This window comes from Pseudomonas lundensis (assembly GCF_015377145.2).
Taxonomy (GTDB): Bacteria; Pseudomonadota; Gammaproteobacteria; order Pseudomonadales; family Pseudomonadaceae; genus Aquipseudomonas; species Aquipseudomonas lundensis.
In genome coordinates this window covers 309,690-334,409 of record NZ_CP062158.2, presented here as the reverse complement: position 1 = coordinate 334,409, position 24,720 = coordinate 309,690, and the positions used below count along the sequence as shown (strand labels likewise).

Sequence of the window (24,720 nt, the reverse complement as noted above, 5' to 3'; positions counted from 1 at the left end):
TGGCGCTGCGGGGGTAAACGTTCGGTCCGAAACCTAGCCGCCACCGATGGCGTGAACCACTTCGACCTGATCGCCCTCTTTGAGCACCGTGTCTGCGTGCTGGCTGCGCGGGACGATGTCCAGATTCAGCTCAACCGCCACCCGACGGCCCGCCAACTCCCGAAGCGCCAAAAGGCCTGCGACGGTCTCGCCGTCCGGCAGTTCACAAGGTTCACCGTTCAACTGAATGCGCATGCTCGACGCTGCCTTCATTTTTAGGGGGCCAGCATTCTAGCCCGATCCGTCAGGTCGACCCAAGCCATTCATCTTGCGCCCTCAGCTCAGGCGCCAGGCGGCCAGTCCCAAGCACAACCAGCCCGCCAAAAAAGCCACGCCGCCAATCGGGGTGATCATCCCCAGCTTGGCAATACCGCTCATCGTCAGCAGGTACAAGCTGCCGGAGAACAGCACGATCCCCACGGCGAAACACACGCCTGCCCACGTCACCAAGCGGCTTTGCAGCTGGGTGGCAAGCAGCGCCACGCCCAGCAGAGCCAAGGTGTGAACCAGTTGATAGGTGACGCCTGTATGAAAAACAGCCAGATACTGTTCGCTCAAACGGCTTTTCAAGCCGTGGGCTGCAAAGGCGCCAAGCGCCACACCGGTAAAGCCAAAAAACGCAGCCAGCATCAGAAAAACGCGCAGCATGGGGGCACTCCCGTAAGGTCATCGAATGGCGCAGGGTCTGTATAATGGCCCGCTCAACGGGTTCGGCCAAGCCATCTATGCTGCGTTTACTGGTTCATCGATTGTTCAAAGCCCTGCTGTGGTTCGCTGCCGGCAGTGCAGTGCTGGTGCTGATTTTCCGCTGGGTGCCACCGCCAGGCACCGCGCTGATGGTGGAGCGCAAGGTTGAATCGTGGTTCGACGGCCAGCCCATCGACCTGCAACGCAGCTGGCGGCCATGGGACGAGATCTCCAATGATTTGAAAGTCGCCGTCATTGCCGGCGAGGATCAGAAATTTGCCGAGCATTGGGGCTTTGACCTGATTGCCATTCGCGCCGCGTTCGTGCACAACGAGCGGGGCGGCACATTGCGCGGGGCCAGCACCCTCAGTCAGCAAGTCGCTAAAAACCTGTTTTTGTGGTCGGGCCGCAGTTGGCTGCGCAAAGGGCTGGAAGCCTGGTTCACGGGGCTGATTGAAGTGTTGTGGCCCAAGCAACGCATTCTGGAGGTCTACCTCAATAGCGCCGAGTGGGATGACGGCGTGTTTGGCGCCGAAGCGGCCGCGCAACATCATTTTGGCGTGAGTGCTGCCCGGTTGAGCCGTCAGCAGGCCAGCCAATTGGCCGCGGTATTGCCGAACCCGCGCAACTGGAGCGCCGGTCGCCCGTCTGCGTATGTGAGCACGCGTGCGGCCTGGATACGCCAGCAAATGCGTCAATTGGGCGGGGACAGTTATCTGGACACCCTGAACAACTCACGCCAGGCGCCGTGGGCCTTGTAGGCACTGACTCTCGGCACTTCAGCGTGATGCACATACAAAAACGCCCCGACTCAGCGGGGCGTTTTTTTGTCGACCGATTTAGGCGGCAATCGACAGTTTGAGCTTGTTCATCGCGCTTTTTTCCAGCTGACGAATACGCTCGGCAGACACGTTGTACTTCTGTGCCAGGTCATGCAGCGTGGCTTTCTCTTCAGCCAACCAGCGCTGATAGAGAATGTCGCGGCTGCGTTCGTCCAGCACTTCCAGCGCTTCATGCAGGTTGCTGGTGGAGTTATCGGTCCAGTCAGCATCTTCCAGTTGACGCGCAGGGTCGTAGCGGTGGTCTTCCAGATAGTTGGCTGGCGACTGGAACGCACTGTCATCGTCCGCTTCAGCAGCCGGGTCGAACGCCATGTCATGGCCGGTCAACCGGCTTTCCATCTCACGTACTTCGCGCGGTTCAACGCCAAGGCTCTCAGCCACGCGATGTACTTCGTCGTTGTTCAGCCAGGCCAGCCGTTTTTTCTGGCTGCGCAGGTTGAAGAACAGTTTGCGCTGCGCCTTGGTGGTCGCCACTTTCACGATCCGCCAGTTGCGCAGGATGAACTCGTGAATTTCAGCCTTGATCCAGTGCACAGCGAACGACACCAGACGCACACCCATTTCAGGGTTGAAGCGTTTGACCGCTTTCATCAGGCCAACATTGCCTTCCTGGATCAGGTCGGCCTGTGCCAGGCCATAGCCCGAATAACTACGAGCGATGTGTACGACAAAACGCAGGTGGGCGAGCACCATCTGCCGAGCCGCCTCAAGATCCTGCTCATAATAGAGACTCTCGGCCAGTTCACGCTCCTGCTCCGGCGTCAGCAGAGGAATGCTGTTCACGGTGTTTACGTAGGCCTCAAGGTTCGCACCAGGGACCAACGCATACGCAGGTTGCAAAGAAGTGGTCATACGAAAAACCTCCGACTCACATAACTCGTGCAGTTCAGCACTGCGAAAATTGACCGGGAACCACAAAAAAAGTTCCCACATAAGCTGAAAAGGTCAACAGGTAAAAATGAAACTACTTGGGTGAAAGCTCACGTAAATGCCGTGCTACCGCAATCCATGCACCGATATACCCTAACAGTACCGCGCCAAGCAAGAGCGACAGACCGTCGGCAACAGGCACGCCCGCGAGGGCAAAATCGCTGCCATAAAGACCGGCCAGCCCGACAACCGCGTCATTGAGCCAGTTCAGACCGAACGCCAGAACGCCCCACGAAAGTACACCGGCACCAAAGCCATAAAGCGCGCCCATGTATAGAAACGGCCTACGCACATAGCTATCAGTACCGCCGACCAGCTTGGTGACCTCAATCTCGACTCTGCGGTTCTCGATATGCAGCCGAATCGTATTACCGATCACCAGCAACAGGGCCGAGACCAGCAGCACCGTCAAACCGAACACAAAACGGTCACCCAATTTGAGGATGGCCGCCAGACGCTCAACCCAGACTAGATCAAGTTGCGCCTGTTGCACTTTCGGCAACTCGGAAAGTCGCTCGCGAAGGGCCTCAAGGGTGGCTTTATCTACCTCATTCGGCGTCACCAGGACCACGCCCGGCAACGGGTTGTCCGGCAGCTCCTTGAGCGCTTCGCCCAGCCCTGACTGCTGCTGGAACTCTTCAAGGGCTTGTTCGCGGCTGATGAACTCAGCCTGCGCGACACCGGCCATACCTTTTATCTGATTGCTCAGTTGCTCGCCCTGATCGCCCGTGGCGTCCATCTGCAAGTACACCGAAATCTGTGCTGCGCGCTGCCACGAGCCTCCCAGGCGTTCCACGTTGTTAAGCAACAACGACAAGCCCATGGGCAAGCTCAGCGCCACGGCCATCACCAGGCAGGTAAAAAAGCTGCCAATCGGCTGCTTGCCCAAACGCCGCAGGCTGTCGAGCAAACTGGCGCGGTGCGCGTCGATCCAGGCGTGAAACAACATGCCAAACGTCGGGCCGTCGTCTTCATCGTGCTTTTTCTTCGGTGGCTGCGGTTCAGCGGCCTTGGGCGCAACGCGCTCCGATACCTTGGGGCTGCGTGTTGCACTCATTGTCCGGCCTCCCCGTCGCCGATCAATCGCCCGCGCTGCAAGGTCAACATGCGATGACGCATGCGGGCGATCAGTGCCAGGTCGTGGCTGGCAATCAGTACGCTGGTGCCCAACCGGTTGATGTCTTCAAATACGCCCATGATTTCCGCCGCCAGACGCGGGTCGAGGTTGCCGGTGGGTTCATCGGCCAGGAGCAATGCTGGGCGATGCACGATGGCGCGGGCAATACCCACGCGTTGTTGCTGGCCCGTGGACAAGTCGCCGGGGTACAGGTCGGTTTTATCCGAGAGCGATACCCGCTCCAGCGCCGAATCAACACGCTTGACGATTTCGGCCTTGGACAGCCCTTGAATCTGCAACGGCAAGGCGACGTTATTGAACACGGTGCGATCAAACAGTAACTGGTGGTTCTGGAACACCACGCCGATCTGACGCCGCAAAAACGGGATTTGCGCGTTGCTGATCTGGCTCAGGTCTTGCCCGGCCAGCAGCAACTTGCCGCTGGTGGGGCGTTCCATGGCCAGCAACAGGCGCAACAACGTACTTTTGCCCGCGCCAGAATGGCCCGTGACAAAAAGGAATTCGCCACGGCGGACCCGAAAGCTCAGCTCGTGCAGGCCCACATGTCCATTTGGATAGCGTTTACCGACCTGCTCGAAACGAATCATGGACGCTCCCGCTCCGCAAACAGAGCCTGAACAAAGGGTTCGGATTCAAACGTGCGCAAATCATCAATGCCTTCACCGACACCAATAAAGCGGATCGGGATGCCGAATTGCTTGGCCAGGGCGAAGATCACGCCACCTTTGGCCGTACCGTCCAGCTTAGTCAGCACCAAGCCGGTCAGCGCGACCGTCTGATTGAATTGTTTGGCCTGACTGATGGCGTTTTGGCCAGTACCGGCGTCGAGCACCAGCAGCACTTCGTGCGGCGCGTCTTCGTCGAGCTTGCCTATCACGCGGCGAACCTTTTTCAGTTCTTCCATCAAGTTGTCTTTGGTGTGCAGACGCCCGGCCGTGTCCGCGATCAGCACGTCAATCCCGCGGGCCTTGGCCGCTTGTACGGCGTCGAAGATCACCGAGGCGGAGTCGGCACCGGTGTGCTGCGCAATCACGGGGATGTGGTTGCGCTCGCCCCACACTTGCAATTGCTCCACGGCCGCAGCGCGGAAAGTATCGCCCGCAGCGAGCATGACTTTCTTGCCTTCAAGTTGCAGTTTTTTCGCCAGTTTGCCGATGGTGGTGGTTTTACCCGCCCCATTCACGCCGACCACCAGAATCACGAACGGCTTGTTTTGCGATTCGATTTTCAGCGGCTGTTCAACCGGCTTGAGCATCGCCGCCAGCTCGTCCTGCAAGGATTTGTACAACGCGTCGGCATCCGTCAATTGCTTGCGCGCCACTTTTTGCGTCAGGTTCTTGATGATCACCGACGTGGCTTCGACACCCACATCTGCCGTCAGCAAGCGGGTTTCGATTTCTTCGAGCAGGTCGTCATCGATGGCCTTTTTGCCAAGGAACAGGCTGGCCATGCCCTCGCCGATGCTGGCACTGGTTTTCGACAGACCTTGCTTGAGACGGGCAAAGAAACCGGTTTTGGCTTCGGGAGCAGGTTCGGCCTTGGGAGCCGGAGCCTCAATCACCGCAGGCGGCGTTTCAACGACCGGGGCAGGCACCGGTTGAGGCGCAACCACCACGGGCTCGGCCACCGGTTCAATGACCGGGGCAGGGGCTGGTTCAATCACAGGCTCGATGTGCTCAAGCACTTCGACCACAGGTGGCGTGGCGATCACAGGTTCTGCGACCACCTCGATTTCCGGCGCCGGAATCGGCGGCACGATATGCGGCGCTTGCACGTCCTCGACCAACGCCACCGGCTCTTCCGGGACGGGCAAAGACGGCCATGGCTCAGCGGCGGTCTGCGGCTCGACAGCAGGCTCGATCACCACCACTTCTTCAGGGGTGGGCGCCACGATCACGGGCGCGGCGTCGATCAAGGTCTCGGGCGCTGGCTCGGGGGTCGCAGCCGGCTGTTCAACGACGGCTTCCTGCGGCTTTCTGCGCAGCCATCCGAACAGGCCTTTTTTCTCGCCAGCCTTGGCTGGGTTCTTCTTGTCGTCGTTGGAACCAAACATGGAGGACGGCTATCTCATCGTAGCGAAGCGCCACTGTGGCGCCCCGGCAAATAATATTCGGTGTGAAAAAGACTGTATTTTTGTCAGCTCGTTCGCACACAACTTAGTCGCAGGGTAAAAAACACCTGCGAAACTTCGTCTTTACTCGGAGCTGGATCGGGAAAATCGGCAAAAAAGCGAAATTTACCGGGATACATCCACACTTCCAAGCGGGCTCCTATACTGCCCGATCAAACGTCGTCTGATCGTCAAAGGCCTGATAGGCGTGGCCGCCAGTAAAACGGATCAGTATCCTAGCACCTCCTCACCCGCAGACGCTAAGGCCAAGCGGGCAGCCCTACAGGTTTAAAAACGAATGAATGCTCTAGCCCGCCGCGCTGCTGGCCTGTTGCTCAGCACAGTTTGCCTTCCACTTTCGGCCTTGGCAGCCGAGCCGCAACCCACCCATGAGTTCCGTCTGGACAATGGCCTTAAAGTCATCGTCCGCGAAGACCACCGCGCGCCGGTCGTGGTGTCGCAGGTCTGGTACAAGGTGGGCTCCAGTTACGAGACACCCGGCAAGACCGGCCTGTCCCATGCCCTTGAACACATGATGTTCAAAGGCAGCAACAAGGTGGGTCCCGGCGAAGCCTCGTTGATCCTGCGCGACCTCGGCGCACAGGAAAACGCCTTCACCAGCGACGACTACACCGCGTATTACCAGGTTCTGGCCCGCGACCGTCTGGGTGTGGCCTTTGAGCTGGAAGCCGACCGCATGGCCAGCCTGCGTCTGCCGCCCGAAGAGTTCAAACGCGAGATCGAAGTCATCAAGGAAGAGCGCCGTCTGCGCACCGATGACCAACCGATGAGCAAAGCCTACGAACTGTTCAGCGCCATGGCCTACCCGTCCAGCGGCTACCATACCCCGACCATCGGCTGGATGGTCGACCTGGAGCGCATGAGCGTTGCCGAGCTGCGCGCGTGGTACGAAGAGTGGTATGCACCGAACAACGCCACGCTGGTGGTGGTCGGGGACGTCACCCCGGACGAAGTCAAAGCGTTGGCCCAGCGTTATTTCGGCCCGGTGGTCAAGCGTGAAGTACCGATCGCCAAGGCCCCGCTTGAACTGCCGACCCCCGGCGAACGCCTGCTCAAGGTTCATGTTCAGACCCAACTCCCGAGCCTGATGATGGGCTTTAACGTGCCGAGCGTGTCCACCGCCAAAGACCCGGTCACGGCCAACGCCCTGCGCCTGATCTCGGCCCTGCTGGACGGCGGCTACAGCGCGCGCATGCCCACTCAACTGGAGCGCGGTGAAGAACTGGTCTCCGGCGCATCGTCAAGCTATGACGCGTTCACCCGGGGCGACAGCCTGTTCCTGCTCAGCGCCATGCCCAACAGCCAGAAGAAGGTCACGATGGCTCAAGCCGAAGCGGGCCTGTGGCGTTTGCTCGACGACCTGAAAAAGACGCCGCCCACGCCTGAAGAACTGGAACGCGTTCGCGCTCAAGTGATCGCCGGTCTGGTCTACGAACGTGACTCGATCACCTCGCAAGCCACGTCCATCGGTCAGCTTGAAACAGTCGGTTTGTCCTGGAAGCTGATGGACACCGAGCTGCAAGACCTGCAAAAAGTCACCCCGGCCGACATCCAGCAAGCCGCCCGCACCTATTTCACTCGCGACCGTCTGAGCGTTGCGCACGTACTGCCCGAGGAGAAAACCCATGAGTGAGCGTAAAGGTCCCCGCTACGCCCTGCTCGGCCTGACCGCCGCTGTTCTGGTCGGCGCACTCGGCTACTATTTCGCCAGCCCGGCTGAGTCCGTAGCCAGCCCGGCACTGGAAAACGCCAAGACCGAGCACACGCTGGAGTCGCTGGCAGAACTGGACGGCAAGGCCCCCAGCCACCGCGCCATGAATGTTCAAACCTGGAAAACCGCCGAAGGTTCCAAAGTCCTGTTTGTTGAAGCCCGCCAGTTGCCGATGTTCGACCTGCGCGTGACCTTCGCCGCCGGCAGCAGTCAGGACGACAACACCCCAGGACTGGCCTTGCTGACCAATGCCATGCTCAATGAAGGCGTTGCCGGTAAAGATGTCGGCGCCATCGCCCAGGGTTTTGAGGGCCTGGGAGCCGAGTTCGGCAATGGTGCCTATCGCGACATGGCCGTGGCCTCCCTGCGCAGCCTGAGCGACCCGGCCAAACGCGCGCCTGCGTTAAACCTGTTTGCTGAAGTGATTGGCCAACCGACCTTCCCGGCCGACTCGTTGGCCCGCATCAAAAACCAACTGCTGGCCAGCTTTGAATTCCAGAAGCAAAACCCCGGCAAACTGGCCAGCGATGAGCTGTTCAAGCGCCTGTACGGCAATCACCCGTATGCTCACGCCAGCGACGGCAATGCTCAAACCGTGACGTCAATTACCGTCGACCAGCTCAAAGCCTTCCACAACAAGGCTTATACGGCGGGCAACGCCGTGATCGCGATCGTCGGCGACCTGTCGCGCGAAGAGGCTCAAGCCATGGCCGCCCAAGTATCGGCCGCACTGCCCAAAGGCCCTGCGCTGCCAAAAACCGTGCAGCCGACCGAGCCCAAGCCGGGTGCAACCCACATCGAGTTCCCGTCCAAGCAAACTCACTTGCTGCTGTCGCAATTGGGCATTGACCGCGACGACCCGGACTACGCCGCGTTGTCGCTGGGCAATCAGGTACTCGGCGGTGGCGGTTTCGGTACGCGCCTGATGACGCAAGTGCGCGAGAAACGCGGCCTGACCTACGGCGTGTATTCCAACTTCAGCCCGATGCAGGCTCGCGGTCCGTTCATGATCAACCTGCAAACCCGCGCAGAGCTGAGCGAAGGCACGCTCAAGCTGGTGCAGGACATCCTCGCTGACTACCTCAAAGAAGGTCCGACGCAAAAAGAACTCGACGATGCCAAACGTGAACTGGCCGGCAGCTTCCCGCTGTCCACTGCCAGCAACGCGGCCATCGTCGGCCAACTGGGCGCGATGGGCTTCTACGATTTGCCTTTGGACTATCTCGAAACCTTCATGCAGCAGTCCCAGAACCTGACCACCGAGCAGGTCAAGGCCGCCATGAACAAGCACCTGAGCGCCGACAAAATGGTCGTGGTGACCGCCGGCCCAACCGTGCCGCAAAAACCACTGCCGCCTCCAACCGATAAACCTTCAGAGCAACCTCTTGGGGTTCCGGAGCATTAATGGCAAAGCCCAAAAACACATCGCACTCGGGTGCGGGTCAGTTACGCATCATTGGCGGGGAATGGCGCAGCCGCAAGCTCGACTTCCCCCACGTAGAAGGCCTGCGGCCTACACCCGACCGTGTACGTGAAACCCTGTTCAACTGGCTCGCGCCCTACATCGGCGGCGCCAAGGTCCTGGACGTGTTTGCCGGCAGCGGCGCACTGTTCCTCGAAGCCATGTCCCGTGGCGCCGCCAAGGGCGTGGCACTGGACAGCAATCGCGATGCGATTTCCAACATCCGCGAGAACATGGGCATCCTGCGGTGCACCGTAGGCCAGGTGCAGCAAACTGACGCCCTGCGTTATCTGGATGCCGCCCCCGGCGACACGTTTGACGTGGTCTTCCTCGACCCGCCGTTCCACAAGGACCTGCTCAAGCCTGCCTGCGACCTGCTGGAACAGCGCGGCTGGCTGGCAGACGAGGCCTGGGTCTACACCGAGAGCGAAGTCCGCCCTTCGGAACTGGGCTTACCTGCCAACTGGCGCTTGCACCGCGAACAAAAAGCCGGGGGCGTGAACTACGCCCTGTGGCAGCGTGAAGCGCCTCAGGTGCCTGCTGAACAGTAAGCGCCGCTGACCTCTGTGCAGTCGCTGCCGTCCATGGCGGCAACGACTGCATGTCACCTGCAACTGCCCTATCTATGTACCGCCCCGCCTGCCCGGCAACCACGCATTCTGTTTGCTCGACCCGATCGCTCTCCTTACGTGCGCATCTGCACCGATCGGCGTTATCCAAACAACGGAATGTGAACCATGACCCCGACCACTGAAAAACCGACTTACGCCTACACACTGGACAACGGCCTGCACGTCGTTGTGCGCCAGGATCACCGCACCGAGGCGATCTGCGCCTCGTTGTTCCACAAAGTCGGCACCGACCATGAACGCCCGGACCAGCGCGGTCTGGCCTATCTGGCGGGTGGCGCCACCTTCAAAGACAAAGCGCTGGAGAAGACAATCGGCGCCGTTGCCAACGGCTGGCTCGATTACCACCTCAGCACATACAGCCTCGAAGCGCCGCGAACCGGACTGCAAACGGTTCTGCAATTGCTGGCGGGCAGGATGGCAACCCCCGTACTGACCCAGGAGCGCCTCAACAAAGGCCTCCTGCGCACCCGAGAACTGGAACTGAGCGAGCCGTACTTCACCTCGGATCACTGGATCAGCCCTGAATTCGAACAGCTGATTTTCCCCGCGGCCGGCAAGGTCTACAAATTCGCAAACATCGACCACCTTGAGCGCATGACGGTCGCGGATGTACTGCGCTGGCATGAAGAAGGCTACGCGCCCAACAATTCGATTCTGGTCGTGGCAGGCGATACCACTCTTGAAGAGATTCAACCTTTGGTCCAACGCATGTTTGGCGGTGTTCCGCGTTTCAATGGCTTTACTCCGATAGAACAGCCTGCCAGCCAGCCCCTTGGCGATGAACGCAGGCTCACTCAATACCTCGATACCCCGAGGCCGCGCCTGCAACTGGCCTTCAATACCCCTGGGCTGGCCACCGTTGAAGACACACGCGACCTGCGCGCGTTGCAAGTCATCAGCGCCTTGCTGACCAGAGGCCCGCAGGCCTGGCTCCCGGGCAAGTTGTCCGGTGGCGCGCAAACCCTGAGCAGCGCGATCAGCCGCTTTCCGGGCTATCGCCTGAAAGATGATCTGTTCCTGATCAGCGCCACCCTCGGCGAACACACCTCGGCGTCTATCGATCACGTTGAGCTGGAAATAAAGCAACTGCTGGAAACACTCAAAAATCACGCGCTGGATACAGACACGCTGTGCTACGGCCGACATCAGGCCCTGGCCTACCTTAACGATCTGGACACCCTGGAAATGCAGGCTTCGGTGATCGGCAACCTGCTTGCCATCGGTCAACCCTGGACGCTGATCGATGACGAAGCCCAACAGATCCGCAGCATCACGGCCGAGGACATCCTGCGTGTGGCCAACACGTACTTCACACCGGAACGCTTGAGTGTGGCGCATATCCTGCCGCGCACCCCTTGACCCCCCTTGAGTAAGGCGCGCTACCTATATACCGCCTTGCTGCCTTCGGGTTGATCCACCCTGTTCTGACCTACAAACAGAACACTCAAGGATCCTCCCGGATGAAACTCCCGCTCTTGGGTCGCTGGCTAATCGCCTTGTGGTTGCCAGCGACCGTTCATGCCCACTCACACCCCGTTACTCACGTTTTCACACTCGACAACGGCCTGAAGGTCGTCGTTCGTGAAGACCACCGCGCCCCCGTGGTGGCGTCCCAGCTTTGGTACAAGGTCGGCGCCAGCTATGAGCAGGAAGGGCAAACAGGTGTGTCCCACGCGCTGGAACATATGGTGTTCAAAGGCAGCAGCAAGTTGCCTGAAGGCCAGGCGGTGAAGGTGTTTGATTCGCTGGGCGTCAGCCACCAGGCCACCACCCGTCCCGATGCCACGTTCTACACGCAGCTACAGTCGAAAAACCGGCTGGCGGTGTCGTTGGAAGTACTTGCCGATCAGATGCGCAGCGCACGCTGGAGTGAAGCCCAGTTACAGACCGAATTACAGGTCATCCAAAAGGAACGCCTGACCACCGTCGACCACAACCTGTGGAGCCTGATCAACGAGCGGCTTAAAACCACGGCCCATGTGGCCAGCACCTATAAAAACCCGATTCTGGGCTGGATGCATGACATCCAGCGCATGCCCGACCCGCCACTCACCCAGTGGTATCGACAGTGGTACGCGCCAAACAATGCCGTTCTGGTCATCGCCGGCGACGTTACCCTGGCGCAGGTCAAAGCCATGGTCACCGAGCATTTCGCCGCGCTGGTCGCACGCCCGCTGCCCACGGCACGGCCACCGGTCGAACTGCATCGTCTCGGGCGCCGCGAGTTGCACCTTGGCCTCCCCAGCCCCAATGGCAAGCTGGCCCTGGCGTTTAACGTGCCCAGTTTAAAAACCGCAAAAGACCCTCAAACCGCGTTTGGCCTGCTGGTGCTCAACGAGTTGCTGGCCAGCAGCAACAGCTCACCCCTCAAGGTCAGTCTGCTCCATGAACAAGGGTTGCTGGCAGGCGCTTATTCCCATTACGACCTGTTTAACCGCGGCGATGGCCTGCTCAGGTTGTGGGCTGAAATCAGCCCTTCGAGTACGCAGACGCCCCACGACATCGAGCGCCTGATCTGGGCGCACCTTGATGGGCTAAAAACCACGCCCGTCAGCGCTGAAATCCTGGACCGCGCCAAACGCAGAATCATCACCAAGCGCATCTATGCCCACGATCAAGTCGAGAAACAAGCCAGCGAACTGGGCGAACTGGAAAGCATCGGCCTGCCCTGGTCCACCCTCGACACTCAGGCCCGGAGCGTGCTGGCACTGACCGCATCTGACATTCAGCAACTGGCCCGCACCTACCTCACTGAAAACCGCTACAGCGCCGCTTACCTGCCGGGGCCGGAGAAAAAACATGACTGACCTGTGCCCGACGCCAAAGCGTTCCTCCTTCCTGCGCGCAGCACGTTCAGTGCTGGTCATCAGCCTGAGCCTGAACGCCGCGGCGCACGCCGTAGAGCCCGTGTCGGCGGGGTTGAAGACCCTGGAGACCCTTGATGACAGCGACATTGCCAACCGGCCCCTGAAGATTCATGCCTGGTCAACCCACGAAGGCACCGGCGTGCTCTTTATCGAAACCCGCGAGATTCCTGTGGTGGACCTAAGCGTGCGCTTCTCGGCAGGCAGCAGCCGGGACGATGACATGCCGGGGCGAGCCGCCCTGACCTTGAAACTGTTGCATCAAGGCATTGAGGGCAAGGACGCGCAGACCATTGCCGACACCTTCGATCAACTGGGCGCGCAACTGACGTCTTCCGTGGACAAGGACGAAGTGCGCGTGAACCTGCGCACCCTGAGCGAACCAAAGACCCGCAGCGCGGCCGTTGAGCTGTTCACGCAACTGGTCAGCGCCCCCGCGTTTTCCCCGACGGCCACCGAGCGCATCAAGGCAACCGCACTCAACGAACTCACGCTGGCCCGGCAAAACCCCGCTTTGCTCACCCAACAGGCCCTGCATGCACAGCTATACGCCGGTCATCCTTACGCCAGTGCGCAGGCAGGCAACGAGCAGAGCATCGCAAAGCTCGGGGCTGAACACCTGCGGGCCTTCCATCAACAGGCCTACAGCGCCTCCAATGCCTTGCTGGTGATGGTCGGTGACCTCTCGCTGGACGACGCCACAACGCTCAGCATCGCCTTGAGCCAGGCATTGCCTCAAGGGCCGAAACTGGCGCCCATTGCGCTGAGCATGGGCATGGCAACCCGGCCCGGCCATGCGCACGTTGAAGCGCTCTCCGGCCAGACCCACATCATGCTGGCGCAGCCCGGCATACCGGCCAATCACCCCGATTACGTCGCGCTGCAAGTGGCCAGCCTGCTGTTCGGTGGCTCCGGTCATAACCGCCTGATCAATGAGCTACGCCATAAGCGCGGGTTGACCTACAGCGCAGCGTCCTTCATGCCGCTGTGGGAGGCGGGAGGCCCCTGGACCATCAGCGTGCAAACCGATCCCGACCACCAAGAGGCCACGATCAGGCTTGTCAAAACGCTGTTTGAGCAGTGGTTGGACGAAGGGCCGACCGAGCAAGAGCTGGTCGACGTCAAGCGACGGCTCGCGGGGAACCTGCCGCTGACCAGCGCCAGCAACGCGCAAATGCTGCAACAGTTGCTGCTCATCGGCGCACACGGGTTACCCCGCAACTTCGACGCGTTGGTCATGCAAGCGCAACAGCTGACGCCTGCGCACATCAAAGCGGTCATAAACCGGTATCTCAAGGCCGATCAATGGGTGATAACCAGCCATGGCCCCACGACAACCCAGCGTCCTTTACCTGTCCCGGCGCCCTGAATGCCCGGCGCCGATCATTGCCTACTTATGTAACGCACGTGCGACAGGCGTGTGACGCAACCTGTCCTGACGAACAATCGTCAGGACACCCACCATGAGACCACTCCTCGCCGCACTGGTATTCGGCGTCATGTTGCAACCGCTGTTGGCATTCGCCAGCCGCCCACCATCGATTCATGAGTTCATGCTCGACAACGGCCTGAAGCTCATTGTTTATGAAGACCACCACGCCCCTCTGGTTCACTCCCACCTGTGGTATCGCATTGGTTCGAATCAGGAAGGCCCCGGCCAGACAGGCCTGTCACACGCCTTGGAACACATGCTGTTCAATGGCAGCAGCAAGCTGTGCTCGGGCGAGTCTGACCAGATCCTGCAACACCTGGGCGGCAGCGAAAATGCCACGACCCTGAATGACGCAACCCTCTACTTTCACACCCTGCCTGCGCACGCCCTGGGCGTGAGTTTTGAAATTCTGGCCGACCAGATGAGCACCGCGCACCTGTCCGCCACCCAGTGGGGCGGCGAGCGAGAAGTGATCAAAAACGAACGCAGTGAGTCCTTTGAAAACCATCCCCTGAGACGCGCACTGGAGTTGCCACGACGCCTGGCGCTGCCTGCAAGCGCTGCGGGCAACCCGGTCATCGGGTGGCGGCATGACCTGGATCGTCTGCAAATAGAAGACTTGAAGCACTGGTACGGCCACTGGTACGCGCCCAATAACGCGGTACTGGTGGTCACCGGCGATGTGGATGCGCAGCAGGTCAAACAGCTGGCCGAGCGTTACTTCGGGCCCATCGCGCGACGACCATTGCCTTACAGCCCTGCCCCCCTCGAACTGCCGACACCGGGTGAACGTCGCATCACCCAATACATCCCTCACCAGATTCCTGTGCTCTACATGGCCTTCAACGTACCCAGCCTGAAGACGCAAGCAGACCCCACGATCGCCCCGGCACTGGAACTGCTCAGCGAGTTGCTGGCAGGCGCAAACAGCTCGCTGTTCAAGACCCGGCTAGCCCATCAGGAAGGCTTGGTGAGCGGCATAACCGTTCACTACACAGCCGTCAGTCAGGGTGATGAGTTGTTCAGCATCCGGGCCTTGCCTGACCTTGAGAAAGCCGGGTCCATGGAGGCAGTCAAAACCCGGATCCTGGCCCTTATCGACACGCTGAAAACGGCCCCTCCCCGTCAGCAGGACCTGGACCGCGCACGCGTTCAGATCACTGCCCGACGCGTGTTCGATCAGGACGAACTGTCGAACCGGGCGTTGCAGTTGGGCAAGCAGGAGATGGCCGGGCTGGACTGGCGTTCGGAACAGGCAAGGCTCGACACCCTGAAGGCCATCACCCCACTAGACGTTCAACGCGTGGTGCGCACCTTCCTCGCAACCGATCGCCTGACCACCAGCTACGCACTGCCTGAGGAGATGCCTCATGAATAATCCCGAGACCTTTACTCGCTGCGCACTCACCTGCCTGATTGCACTGCTGGGGATTGCCCTGTGCATGGGTCGTTACCTTCACGCTGCCGAACACCCGGCACCCTCGCTGCCTTTGCAATCGCTGCGCGAACTGACAGAACCCGAAGCCGTCACCACCGCCCCGCTCATCCAGTCCTGGAGGCTTAAACAAGGCACCCGCGTGCTGTTTGTCGAAAGTCACCGCTTGCCCATGATCGACCTGAAACTCAGCTTTGCCGCCGGCAGTTATCACGACGGCGATAGCCCAGGGCTGGCCGCCATGACCCAATCGCTGTTCAGCGGGGACTCGGCGCTCAAGCAAGCGAATGACATTGCCCGCGGGTTTGACCGTTACGGCGTGAAAATCACCCACGGTATCGACACCGAACACAGCTATTACACGCTCAGAAGCCTGAGCGACAAAGCCATCCTTGATCCGGTGATGGCCCTGTTTACCGAGACCCTCACCCGCCCCACCTTCAGCGAGGCAAACCTGCAGCGGATCCGGCGGTCGCTGCAGACGGATCTCAAACTCGAACAATCGCTCCCCGAGTCACGGGCGCTGGCCTTGATACGAGCCACCCTGTACAAGGACCACCCGCTGTCGCGCCCGGTCAATGGCACGACGCAAAGCCTTGAACACATCGATGCCCGGCAGGTGCGTGATTTTTATCGTCGCGCTTATACCGCCGCCAACGCGCACATCGTGATAGTGGGCGACCTTACGCCGGAACAGGCGCGGGCGTTCAGCCAGCACCTGGCCGATGCGCTGCCACAAGGTCCGGCGCTGGCGGCTGCGCCCACCTTCACCGCGGCGCCAAGCACTGGCCAGCACGTGCATCTGGAGGAAGATGCCAACCGGACGCTGCTGTTGATGATGCAAAACGCCTTGCCCAATCAGCACCCGGACGCCATCGCGATTCGTATCGCCAATGTCGTTTTTTCTCACGTACTCAATGCTCAGTTACGTGAAAAATACAGCGTGACCTACGGGGTGTTTTCCGACATCGAGCATGCCCGAGGTGCCACAGGCTGGATGATCCAGTTCAGCACCCCGCCCTCTTACAGTCGCGAAGCCCTGAACCTGGCCAAAACGCTGTTTGCGCAATTTCTCAAGGAAGGCCCGAGCGAAGAACAACTGGACACCATCAAACAATATCTGCGCCAGGCCCTGCCCCAATTGATGGCGACCAACAAGAACCTGCTCAATGAACTGGGGATCATCAACCGCTTCGACCAAGCGTTGGATTTCACGCTCAAAACCGCCGAAATCCAAAAAATGACCCCGCAACAGATCACGGCGGCCATGAAACGGCACCTTGACGCTGATAGCTGGGTCAGCCTGACACTGGGTCCCAGCGTCGAACAACGGCCCCTGCCCGACATCGTCACCGGGACGCCCGACACCGGGCAGACCTGCACATCGACCAATTGGGCCAGCCCCGGCCAGCACACACTGCTTGGGCACCGCTCCGTGTTGTGGCAACTTAAGCACACCCCAACCCCTGTCACCGATTGAGAACTTAAGTGCGCGCTCCAGTTTCCCCTGCGTTACCTGTTGAATCGTTTAACCCAGCTTCAGGCCTTGGCAACCCACATCTGCAAACGTTATGGGGGCCGTTGTGGCGTACCAAACCTGTGGTTGAACACCAGCGAGAACGGCTGTGGCTCGACGATGGCGACTTTCTGGACCTGGATTGGCATGGCGCGCCATCGGCCTATCAACCGTTGGTGTTACTCCTGCATGGCTTGACCGGCTCTTCGGGGTCGCATTACATCGTGGGCCAACAATGCGCGCTGGCGGCTCAGGGCTGGGCCAGCGTGGCGTTGAACTGGCGTGGGTGCTCCGGGGAACCCAACCTGCTGGCGCGCAGTTACCATTCCGGGGCCAGTGAAGACTTGGCCGCCGCTGTCGCCCACCTGCGTGCACGCTTCCCGCTGGCGCCGCTGTATGCCGTGGGCTACTCGCTGGGCGGCAACGTCTTGCTCAAATACTTGGGCGAATCGGGCAGCGCCAGTGGTCTGCAGGGCGCAGTCGCGGTGTCGGTGCCGTTCCGACTGGACCAATGCGCAGACCGCATCGGACTAGGGTTTTCCAAGGTGTATCAAGCGCATTTCATGCGCGAGATGGTGGCGTACGTGAAAAACAAACAGCGTCAGTTCACCCACGACGCCAAGCAGGAAGGCCTGGCCACGCTGGCCAAACTGGGCACGCTTAAATCCTTGAGCAAAATGCGTACGTTTTGGGAGTTCGATGACCGGGTCACGGCCCCGCTCAACGGCTATCTGAATGTGGACGACTATTACCGCCGTGCGTCCAGCCGTTACTACCTGGGCGCTATCGAGACACCGACGTTGATTATCCAGTCCGAAGATGACCCGTTCGTGTTCAAGCACAGCATCCCCGAAGCCAGCGAGCTGTCACCCTGCACCGAGCTGGAGCTGCACGCCAGGGGCGGCCATGTGGGCTTCGTGGAAGGTTCCTTGAGAACACCGCGTTACTACCTTGAACGCCGCATTCCGCAGTGGCTGGCCAGCCTGAAACATGAGTCGGCGTGATGAACGGCGAGCAAGGTGAGTCGATCCGTTTCTGGCAAACAGCCCCGCTGACAGGGGTCGAGTTACTCACCGCGCGCTACATCGAACACCGTTTCGTGCCCCATGTGCACGATGGCTTTGTGATCGGCATGATCATGGCCGGTGCCCAGCGTTATCGGTATCGCGGGGCTGAACACCTGGCGCCCACCGGGACGCTGGTACTCATCAACCCCGACGAAGTGCATAACGGGCACAAAGGCCACGACGCCGGCTGGCGCTACCGCGCCTTCTACCCTGACAACGCGCAGATGCACAGCTTGCTGGAGGAACTGAACCTGCCCGGCACGCACTTGCCCACGTTCAACGACACGCTGCTGCAAGACCCCGAACTGTTCAGCGGGCTGTGCCACTTGCACCAACTGCTCGAAGGCCCGGAATCGGCGCTGCAACAACAAACCGTCTGGCGGCAGATGATGCTTGCGCTGCTCAGCCGCCATGCCCGTTTGCCGCAACCGGCCCCACCGGGGGTGGAACACCGGGCGGTGAGGCAGGCCAAGGAACTGTTGCAGACACGCCTGGCGCATCCGCCATCGCTGGAAGAACTGGCGGCAGCCGTCAATTTGTCGCCGTTTCACTTTGCGCGGGTCTTTCAGCGCGCCACGGGCATGCCGCCGCACGCCTGGTTGATGCAGCAACGCGTCGCTCACGCCCGGGCTTTATTGCAACAAGGTTGCTTGCCGGTACACGTCGCGACCCAACTGGGATTCGCGGACCAAAGCCACCTGAGCCGACAATTCAAAAAGGTTTACGGTGTGGGGCCTGCGGCCTACCGGGCCGCGTGTACCTGACACCGATCAAGCCGCAGTTGCCCACTTACCCGGCGGCTACCGCGCCTTTTACTCGCCCGTCGCAACGCCGCGCTGCGGGTCATTGATCCATTCGCTCCATGACCCGGCGTAAAGTTTGCCCAGCGGATAACCGGCCAATGCCAGCGCGAACAAGTTATGACACGCCGTCACGCCAGAACCGCAGTACGCCACCAGTTCATCCGGCGAGCGATCACCGAGTTTTTCGGCAAAACGCTGCTTGAGTTGCTCAACCGGGAGAAACCGCCCGCTGCTGTCGAGGTTTTCGCCAAAAGCCGCACATTGCGCACCCGGGATATGCCCGGCCACCGGGTCGATCGGTTCAACCTCGCCCCGAAAGCGCGGCAATGCGCGAGCATCGATCAAGGTCAGGGCAGGGTCGTTGAGGCGCTTTTGCAGCGCTTGGGCCTTGATCAGCAACTGATTGTCCGGCGCTCCGTCAAAATGCCCCCGGGGAACCTTGACCGAATCAAGGTTCAGCGGAAAACCCGCGGCGTGCCAGGCTTTAAGGCCGCCGTCGAGCACAAACACCCCGTCCCGCTTGCCCAGCCACGCCAACAACCACCACGCCCGCGCGGCAAATGCCCCCGGACCGTCGTCATACAGCACCACATCGCTGTCGTTGTTGATGCCCCACCCGCGCAAACGCTCTATCAGCTCATCGGGATCAGGCAACGGATGACGCCCCGTGACGCCTTTGGTCACCGGGCCACTCAAGTCGCGTTCCAGGTCTGCAAACTGCGCGCCCTCGATGTGGCCTTCGGCATAGCTGCGCAGCCCGTAGTCCGGGTCTTCAAGCGCAAAGCGGCAATCCAGAATGACCAGACCGGGTTGGGACTGGCGTTCGTTCAGGGCTTGAGGGCTGATCAATTGCGCAACGGGCATCGTGAACTCCTGTGACGGATCAAAAGCAGTTAGTGAGAATCCAGGGCGTTTTCCAGCGGAACGTAATATTCCTTGATGAGTTCATCAACCGCCTCCCGGGCCTGATCGGTGACGAACCCGGCTTCCAGTACCAGCAGTTGATAAACACCACGTTTGATCGCCTGCTCGCTGAGCTGGTCGCTGTTCTCACGCGTGGTACACAGAAACCCGACCCATGACGTCAGGATGATCCACGCATTGAGGGTCAACGACTCGATTTGCAGCGGGGTCATGTTGAGAATCCCCGCCTCGACGAAGCTCGCATAAATCAACTGGGCCTGCTTCAGGCAGTTTTGCGAGAAAAGCCGGTAACGGGAGGCCAGCTCGCTGTCGCTGTGCAGCAAATGCTCAATGTCACGGTACAAGAACCGGTAGCGCCACATCGCATCGAGCAGTTGCTGCAAGTAGAAATGTTTATCGGCAACCGTCGCCAGACGCCCTTCTGGCGCGCGCAAAAAGCTTAGGACAAGCGTTTCGTATTCGCCAAACAAAACGGCGATGATCGCCTGCTTATTGGGGAAGTGGTAATACAGATTGCCCGGAGAAATCTCCATGTGCGCCGCAATGTGGTTGGTGCTCACACTGCGCTCGCCCAACTGGTTAAACAGCTCCAGGCTGGTGTTGACAATACGCTGGCTGGTTTTTATTCGTGCGGCCATGGTCTTGAGCTTTACTTGAGAACGAATGGCATCTTACGGCCTAACCCCGAATCGATAAACAACGCGACAGGCAGGCCCCCTGATTGACAACTTAGAGCATACGCTCTAGAAACGACCTGGCTCTTGTAAACATTACCTATAAAAAACGACCCGGAGCGGATCATGTCTGTAGACAGTGCCTACCATCAAGACACCACAGTCCTACCGACTGATCTTCTCTCCCTGCTCGACAAACAGCGTCAGGCCTACGCTGCACATCCTTATCCTCCGCTTGCACAACGCCAGCAGTGGCTCAAAAGCCTACGGCGGTTGCTCAGCGATGAACGCGAGGTGTTAATCGACGCCATCAGCCAGGACTTTAGCCACCGTAGCCCTGACGAAACGCTGTTTGCCGAACTGATGCCCAGCCTGCACAACATCGATTACGCCCTTAAACACCTTAAACGCTGGATGAAACCCTCTTCTCGCAGCGTAGGCGTAATGTTCCAACCCGCCAGCGCCCGCGTCCTGTATCAGCCTCTGGGCGTGATCGGGATCATAGTTCCGTGGAATTACCCGCTGTTTTTGGCGATGGGCCCCTTGATCGGTGCGTTGGCGGCGGGCAACCGGGTGATGCTCAAACTCAGTGAATTCACCCCGGCCACCGGGCGCTTGCTCAAAGACCTGCTGGGGCGGATTTTCCCCGATGACATGGTCACCGTGGTGCTGGGCGATGCCGAGGTCGCAGTGGCTTTTTCTTCTTTGCCAGTGGACCACTTGCTGTTCACCGGCTCGACCCATGTGGGCAAGTTGGTGATGCGTGCGGCGGCCGAACACCTGACGCCGGTCACGCTGGAACTGGGGGGCAAATCCCCGGCCATTGTCTCGGCCGACGTACCGCTCAAGGACGCCGCCCAGCGCATCGCCTGGGGCAAAAGCCTGAATGCGGGACAAACCTGTATCGCCCCTGATTACGTGTTGGTGCCTGAAGACCGGGTCGGCGCTTTTATTGATGCGTATCGTCAGGTGATGCACAGCTTTTATCCGACGCTGAGCGATAACCCGGACTACACAGCCATCATCAACGAGCGGCAACTGGCGCGCTTGGAGCATTTGAAAACCGATGCCAGTGCCAAAGGCGCACGCCTGATCCCGCTGTACGAGCAGGGCCAGGGCCGACGCATGCCCCATTGCCTGCTGCTGGAGGTCAACGACGAGATGCAGGTGATGCAGGAGGAAATCTTCGGTCCGCTCCTGCCGATCGTGCCGTATCGCCACCTGGAACAGGCATTGGCCTACATCAACGACAGACCCCGCCCGCTCGCGCTCTATTATTTCGGCTACAACAAGGCCGAACAGCAACGGGTGCTTGAAAACACCCACTCAGGCGGCGTGTGCGTGAATGAAACCTTGCTGCACGTGGCCATCGACGACCTGCCTTTTGGCGGCGTGGGGCCTTCCGGGATGGGCTGCTATCACGGTCACGAAGGGTTTTTGACCTTCAGCCATGCCAAAGCCGTCCTGACCAAGCAACGTGTGAACAGCTCGCTGGCCATCTACCCGCCCTACGGACGCACACTCGGGCGCTGGGTGCAGAAACTCTTTATTCGCTGATCGACGAGGAGTGGGCATGCCTGACGCCCGTATGGAAAACGCACTGTTGTCGCGCCGAGGCGTCATGAAAGTCGGCCTGGTGGCCAGTACCCTATTGGCCACCGCTGGCTTAACCGCCAGCCTCAGTGGTTGCTCGTCCAACGACCGCGCCTGTGGCTTTGCGGTCCTGCGCAACCGTGACCTGCCCTTTTTGCAGGCATTGATCCCCGTCATGCTGGTCGGCAGCGTCACGCCATCACTGATGCCCGGTGCAAACGATGCCACCCTGCATAAGCTGGACAGCAACCTCAATCGCTTGTCACCCGCGCTATTAACGCTCACTCAGCAACTGTTTGATGTGCTGGCCATGCCCGTCACACGCGGCCCGCTCACCGGTGTCTGGGGCGGTTGGGAAAACGCCAGCCCGGAACGTATTCGGCATTTTCTCGAACGCTGGCAGAACAGCAGTCTGAGCCTGCTGCGCATGGGGCATGCCTCCCTGCTGCAACTGGTGATGATGAGTTGGTACGAACGACCGGAATCCTGGGCACAGTGCGGGTATCCCGGGCCGCCGGCTGTCTGATCCGCGCCATCCAAAACAATAAAAACCAATGGATACCTCCTTATGCCTGTCCCCGACCTCTTTCGCGACGGCATGGCCCGTGGCTGGAAAACCCTCAACGGTGCGCAGCTCGACCATGACCTGATCCTGGACGCCGACGTTGCCATCATCGGCAGCGGCGCAGGGGGCGGCACCACGGCCGAGATCCTCAGTGCAGCGGGCTTGAAAGTGCTGTTGATCGAAGAAGGCCCGCTCAAAACCAGCAGTGATTTCAAGATGCTCGAAGACGAGGCCTATGCCAGCCTCTATCAGGAGGGTATCGGCCGCATGAGCAAAGACGGCGCCGTGAGCATTTTGCAAGGCCGGGCAGTGGGCGGGACCACGCTGGTGAATTGGACGTCCAGCTTTCGCACGCCCGCGCCCACCCTTGAACAGTGGGCCCGTGAGCATGCGGTAGTCGGTCATGGCAGCGAACAGATGGCGCCCTGGTTCGAGCGCATGGAGCAACGCCTGGGCGTGGCACCCTGGCGGGTCCCGCCCAATGCCAATAATCAGGTGCTGCAAACCGGCTGCGAGCAGTTGGGTTACAGCTGGCACGTCATCCCGCGCAACGTGCGCGGGTGCTGGAACCTCGGTTATTGCGGCATGGGCTGCCCGACCAACGCCAAGCAGTCGATGCTGGTAACGACCATCCCCGCCACCCTCGAAAACGGGGGGCAATTGCTGTATCTGGCACGCGCCCACCGCCTGTTGATTAAGGGCGATCAGGTCACAGGGCTGGAATGCCAAGCCATGGACCCGCGCTGCGTCGCCCCCACCGGCCGGCTGATCACGGTCAGGGCGCGGCATTACGTGCTCTCGGGCGGTGGGATCAATACCCCCGGCCTGTTGCTGAGGTCGGACGCACCCGATCCCCATAAAACGCTGGGCAAACGGACATTTCTGCACGTGGTCAACTTTTCTGCCGCACAGTTTCCTACCGCCATTAACGGGTTTTACGGTGCCCCGCAGTCGATTTACTCAGACCATTTTCAGTGGAAAGACGGCGTGACCGGGCCGATGGGCTACAAACTCGAAGTACCGCCCTTGCACCCGGCGCTGGCCGCCACCCTGTTTGCCCGCTATGGCGAAACCGGTGCGCAACACATGGCGCAGTTGCCCAACACCCAGATGATGCTGGCCCTGATGCGCGACGGTTTTCACCCCGACAGCCCCGGCGGCAGCGTTGAATTGCGCAGCGACGGCTCTGCGGTGCTGGATTACCGCCTCACGGCGTATGGCTGGGAAGGGTTGAGGCGGGCCTTTCACAGCATGGCCGAGATTCAATTTGCCGCAGGCGCCAGCGCCGTGATGCCACTGCACAGCGATGCGCGTATGTGCACAAACCTGCGAGAAACCCGTGAACTGATCGACAGTTTGAGCCTTGAGCTGTATCGGACACGTCTGGCCAGCGCCCACGTCATGGGCGGCTGCGCGATGGGTGAGAATCCGCACTTCGCCGTCACTGACAGCCTTGGGCGACATCATCAACTGAGCAATGTGTCGGTACATGACGGCTCATTATTCCCCACCAGCATTGGCGCCAACCCGCAACTGTCGGTGTATGGACTCACGGCAAAACTGGCGACTCTGCTGGCCGAACGCCTGGTAAAAGCCGGATGAAAACTGAAAATAATCGGCAAATCAGCGGCGTCTATAGTGCTTTCTACTGCGAATGGCGACTTGGCCGACCGGGATTGCTGCGATACCATCCGACTCCCCAACGGATTCCCGCCAGGACGACGCGATGAACCGAGTGTTGTACCCAGGTACATTCGACCCTATTACCAAGGGCCATGGCGACCTGGTTGAACGCGCTTCGCGCCTGTTCGACCACGTCATCATTGCTGTCGCTGCCAGCCCCAAGAAAAACCCGCTGTTCCCCCTGGAACAACGCGTTGAGCTGGCGCGCGAAGTCACCAAACACCTGCCCAATGTCGAAGTGGTCGGTTTCTCGACCCTGCTTGCGCATTTCGCCAAAGAGCAGAACGCCAATGTATTTTTGCGCGGCCTGCGAGCGGTGTCGGACTTCGAATATGAGTTTCAGCTGGCGAACATGAATCGCCAACTGGCACCGGATGTTGAGAGTCTGTTCCTGACGCCGTCAGAGCGTTATTCGTTCATATCGTCGACGTTAGTGCGAGAAATCGCAGCGTTGGGCGGTGATATCAGCAAGTTCGTGCACCCGGCCGTGGCCGATGCCCTGACTGAGCGCTTTCGCAAGAAGTGACCGCTGAAGCGGCGCCCGCGTGCACTGCGGGCGCCAATGCGGCACAATTGCCCGCATTCGATTTCA

The 24,720-nt window shown here is 60.1% G+C and carries 23 protein-coding genes; 15 read left to right on the top strand and 8 right to left on the bottom strand.

Annotated elements, in window-relative coordinates; genetic code table 11:
• Window positions 1–33: 33 nt before the first annotated feature.
• Together thiS and IF654_RS01800 are read right to left on the bottom strand one after the other, a co-directional pair.
• Window positions 34–234, bottom strand: a complete 201-nt coding sequence (thiS, locus tag IF654_RS01805; protein WP_047278389.1) for a sulfur carrier protein ThiS — start codon at window positions 232–234, stop codon at window positions 34–36.
• Between the two features lie 81 nt (window positions 235–315).
• Window positions 316–687: a DUF423 domain-containing protein gene (locus IF654_RS01800; RefSeq protein WP_047278391.1), complete on the bottom strand. Its 372-nt coding sequence runs from the start codon at window positions 685–687 to the stop codon at window positions 316–318.
• A 44-nt stretch (window positions 688–731) separates the two neighbouring features.
• Here IF654_RS01800 and mtgA point away from each other — a divergent pair, with 44 nt between their 5' ends.
• Window positions 732–1,487 carry a monofunctional biosynthetic peptidoglycan transglycosylase gene (mtgA, locus tag IF654_RS01795; RefSeq protein WP_094987271.1) on the top strand — a complete coding sequence of 252 codons (756 nt, stop codon included), beginning with the start codon at window positions 732–734 and terminating at the stop codon, window positions 1,485–1,487.
• Window positions 1,488–1,565: 78 nt separating this feature from the next.
• On the opposite strand, the gene rpoH is transcribed toward mtgA, so the two are convergent.
• The 4 genes from rpoH to ftsY form a co-directional block, all read right to left on the bottom strand.
• Complete coding sequence (gene rpoH, locus IF654_RS01790) at window positions 1,566–2,420, bottom strand: RNA polymerase sigma factor RpoH (protein WP_047279197.1); 855 nt, start codon at window positions 2,418–2,420, stop codon at window positions 1,566–1,568.
• Between the two features lie 112 nt (window positions 2,421–2,532).
• Window positions 2,533–3,555, bottom strand: a complete 1,023-nt coding sequence (gene ftsX, locus IF654_RS01785; protein WP_047278399.1) for a permease-like cell division protein FtsX — start codon at window positions 3,553–3,555, stop codon at window positions 2,533–2,535.
• Window positions 3,552–4,223 (bottom strand): cell division ATP-binding protein FtsE, encoded by a 672-nt coding sequence (gene ftsE / locus IF654_RS01780; protein WP_047278401.1) that lies wholly within the window; start codon window positions 4,221–4,223, stop codon window positions 3,552–3,554. The genes ftsX and ftsE overlap by 4 nt, the downstream gene beginning before the upstream one ends.
• A complete protein-coding gene (gene ftsY / locus IF654_RS01775) occupies window positions 4,220–5,689 on the bottom strand; it encodes a signal recognition particle-docking protein FtsY (RefSeq protein WP_094987273.1) in 1,470 nt (489 codons plus the stop codon). The genes ftsE and ftsY overlap by 4 nt, the downstream gene beginning before the upstream one ends.
• A gap of 355 nt (window positions 5,690–6,044) precedes the next feature.
• Between ftsY and IF654_RS01770 the strand changes: the two genes are divergently transcribed.
• The 10 genes from IF654_RS01770 to IF654_RS01725 all read left to right on the top strand — a co-directional run bounded on the left by IF654_RS01770 (window position 6,045) and on the right by IF654_RS01725 (window position 18,650).
• Window positions 6,045–7,400: a M16 family metallopeptidase gene (locus IF654_RS01770; protein ID WP_047278405.1), complete on the top strand. Its 1,356-nt coding sequence runs from the start codon at window positions 6,045–6,047 to the stop codon at window positions 7,398–7,400.
• Window positions 7,393–8,883 (top strand): M16 family metallopeptidase, encoded by a 1,491-nt coding sequence (locus tag IF654_RS01765; RefSeq protein WP_047279468.1) that lies wholly within the window; start codon window positions 7,393–7,395, stop codon window positions 8,881–8,883. Before IF654_RS01770 ends, IF654_RS01765 begins: the two co-directional genes overlap by 8 nt.
• Entirely contained in the window at window positions 8,883–9,491 is a 609-nt protein-coding gene (gene rsmD / locus IF654_RS01760) for a 16S rRNA (guanine(966)-N(2))-methyltransferase RsmD (RefSeq protein ID WP_047278409.1), read from the top strand. Before IF654_RS01765 ends, rsmD begins: the two co-directional genes overlap by 1 nt.
• A gap of 186 nt (window positions 9,492–9,677) precedes the next feature.
• Window positions 9,678–10,931, top strand: coding sequence for a M16 family metallopeptidase (locus IF654_RS01755; protein WP_047283240.1), 1,254 nt, complete (start codon window positions 9,678–9,680; stop codon window positions 10,929–10,931).
• A gap of 101 nt (window positions 10,932–11,032) precedes the next feature.
• Entirely contained in the window at window positions 11,033–12,379 is a 1,347-nt protein-coding gene (locus tag IF654_RS01750) for a M16 family metallopeptidase (RefSeq protein WP_047283241.1), read from the top strand.
• Window positions 12,372–13,805, top strand: a complete 1,434-nt coding sequence (locus IF654_RS01745; RefSeq protein WP_047283242.1) for a M16 family metallopeptidase — start codon at window positions 12,372–12,374, stop codon at window positions 13,803–13,805. Before IF654_RS01750 ends, IF654_RS01745 begins: the two co-directional genes overlap by 8 nt.
• Window positions 13,806–13,899: 94 nt before the next feature.
• Window positions 13,900–15,246: a M16 family metallopeptidase gene (locus tag IF654_RS01740; protein WP_194862811.1), complete on the top strand. Its 1,347-nt coding sequence runs from the start codon at window positions 13,900–13,902 to the stop codon at window positions 15,244–15,246.
• Window positions 15,239–16,783, top strand: a complete 1,545-nt coding sequence (locus IF654_RS01735) for a M16 family metallopeptidase (RefSeq protein WP_047278421.1) — start codon at window positions 15,239–15,241, stop codon at window positions 16,781–16,783. Before IF654_RS01740 ends, IF654_RS01735 begins: the two co-directional genes overlap by 8 nt.
• Before the next feature lie 8 nt (window positions 16,784–16,791).
• On the top strand, window positions 16,792–17,823 hold the full coding sequence (locus tag IF654_RS01730) for a hydrolase (protein WP_047278423.1): 1,032 nt from the start codon (window positions 16,792–16,794) through the stop codon (window positions 17,821–17,823).
• A complete protein-coding gene (locus IF654_RS01725) occupies window positions 17,823–18,650 on the top strand; it encodes an AraC family transcriptional regulator (protein ID WP_047281485.1) in 828 nt (275 codons plus the stop codon). The genes IF654_RS01730 and IF654_RS01725 overlap by 1 nt, the downstream gene beginning before the upstream one ends.
• A gap of 48 nt (window positions 18,651–18,698) precedes the next feature.
• On the opposite strand, the gene IF654_RS01720 is transcribed toward IF654_RS01725, so the two are convergent.
• Both IF654_RS01720 and IF654_RS01715 read right to left on the bottom strand, forming a co-directional pair.
• A complete protein-coding gene (locus tag IF654_RS01720; protein ID WP_083333076.1) occupies window positions 18,699–19,553 on the bottom strand; it encodes a sulfurtransferase in 855 nt (284 codons plus the stop codon).
• 29 nt (window positions 19,554–19,582) lie between these two features.
• Entirely contained in the window at window positions 19,583–20,251 is a 669-nt protein-coding gene (locus IF654_RS01715) for a TetR/AcrR family transcriptional regulator (protein WP_047279477.1), read from the bottom strand.
• Between the two features lie 162 nt (window positions 20,252–20,413).
• Here IF654_RS01715 and IF654_RS01710 point away from each other — a divergent pair, with 162 nt between their 5' ends.
• The 4 genes from IF654_RS01710 (at window position 20,414) to coaD (ending at window position 24,654) form a co-directional block, all read left to right on the top strand.
• On the top strand, window positions 20,414–21,844 hold the full coding sequence (locus IF654_RS01710; RefSeq protein ID WP_095009424.1) for a coniferyl aldehyde dehydrogenase: 1,431 nt from the start codon (window positions 20,414–20,416) through the stop codon (window positions 21,842–21,844).
• A gap of 16 nt (window positions 21,845–21,860) precedes the next feature.
• Complete coding sequence (locus IF654_RS01705; RefSeq protein ID WP_194862812.1) at window positions 21,861–22,406, top strand: twin-arginine translocation pathway signal protein; 546 nt, start codon at window positions 21,861–21,863, stop codon at window positions 22,404–22,406.
• 42 nt (window positions 22,407–22,448) lie between these two features.
• Window positions 22,449–24,047, top strand: a complete 1,599-nt coding sequence (locus IF654_RS01700; protein ID WP_194862813.1) for a GMC family oxidoreductase — start codon at window positions 22,449–22,451, stop codon at window positions 24,045–24,047.
• Window positions 24,048–24,171: 124 nt separating this feature from the next.
• Complete coding sequence (gene coaD, locus IF654_RS01695) at window positions 24,172–24,654, top strand: pantetheine-phosphate adenylyltransferase (protein ID WP_047278434.1); 483 nt, start codon at window positions 24,172–24,174, stop codon at window positions 24,652–24,654.
• Window positions 24,655–24,720: the final 66 nt, after the last annotated feature.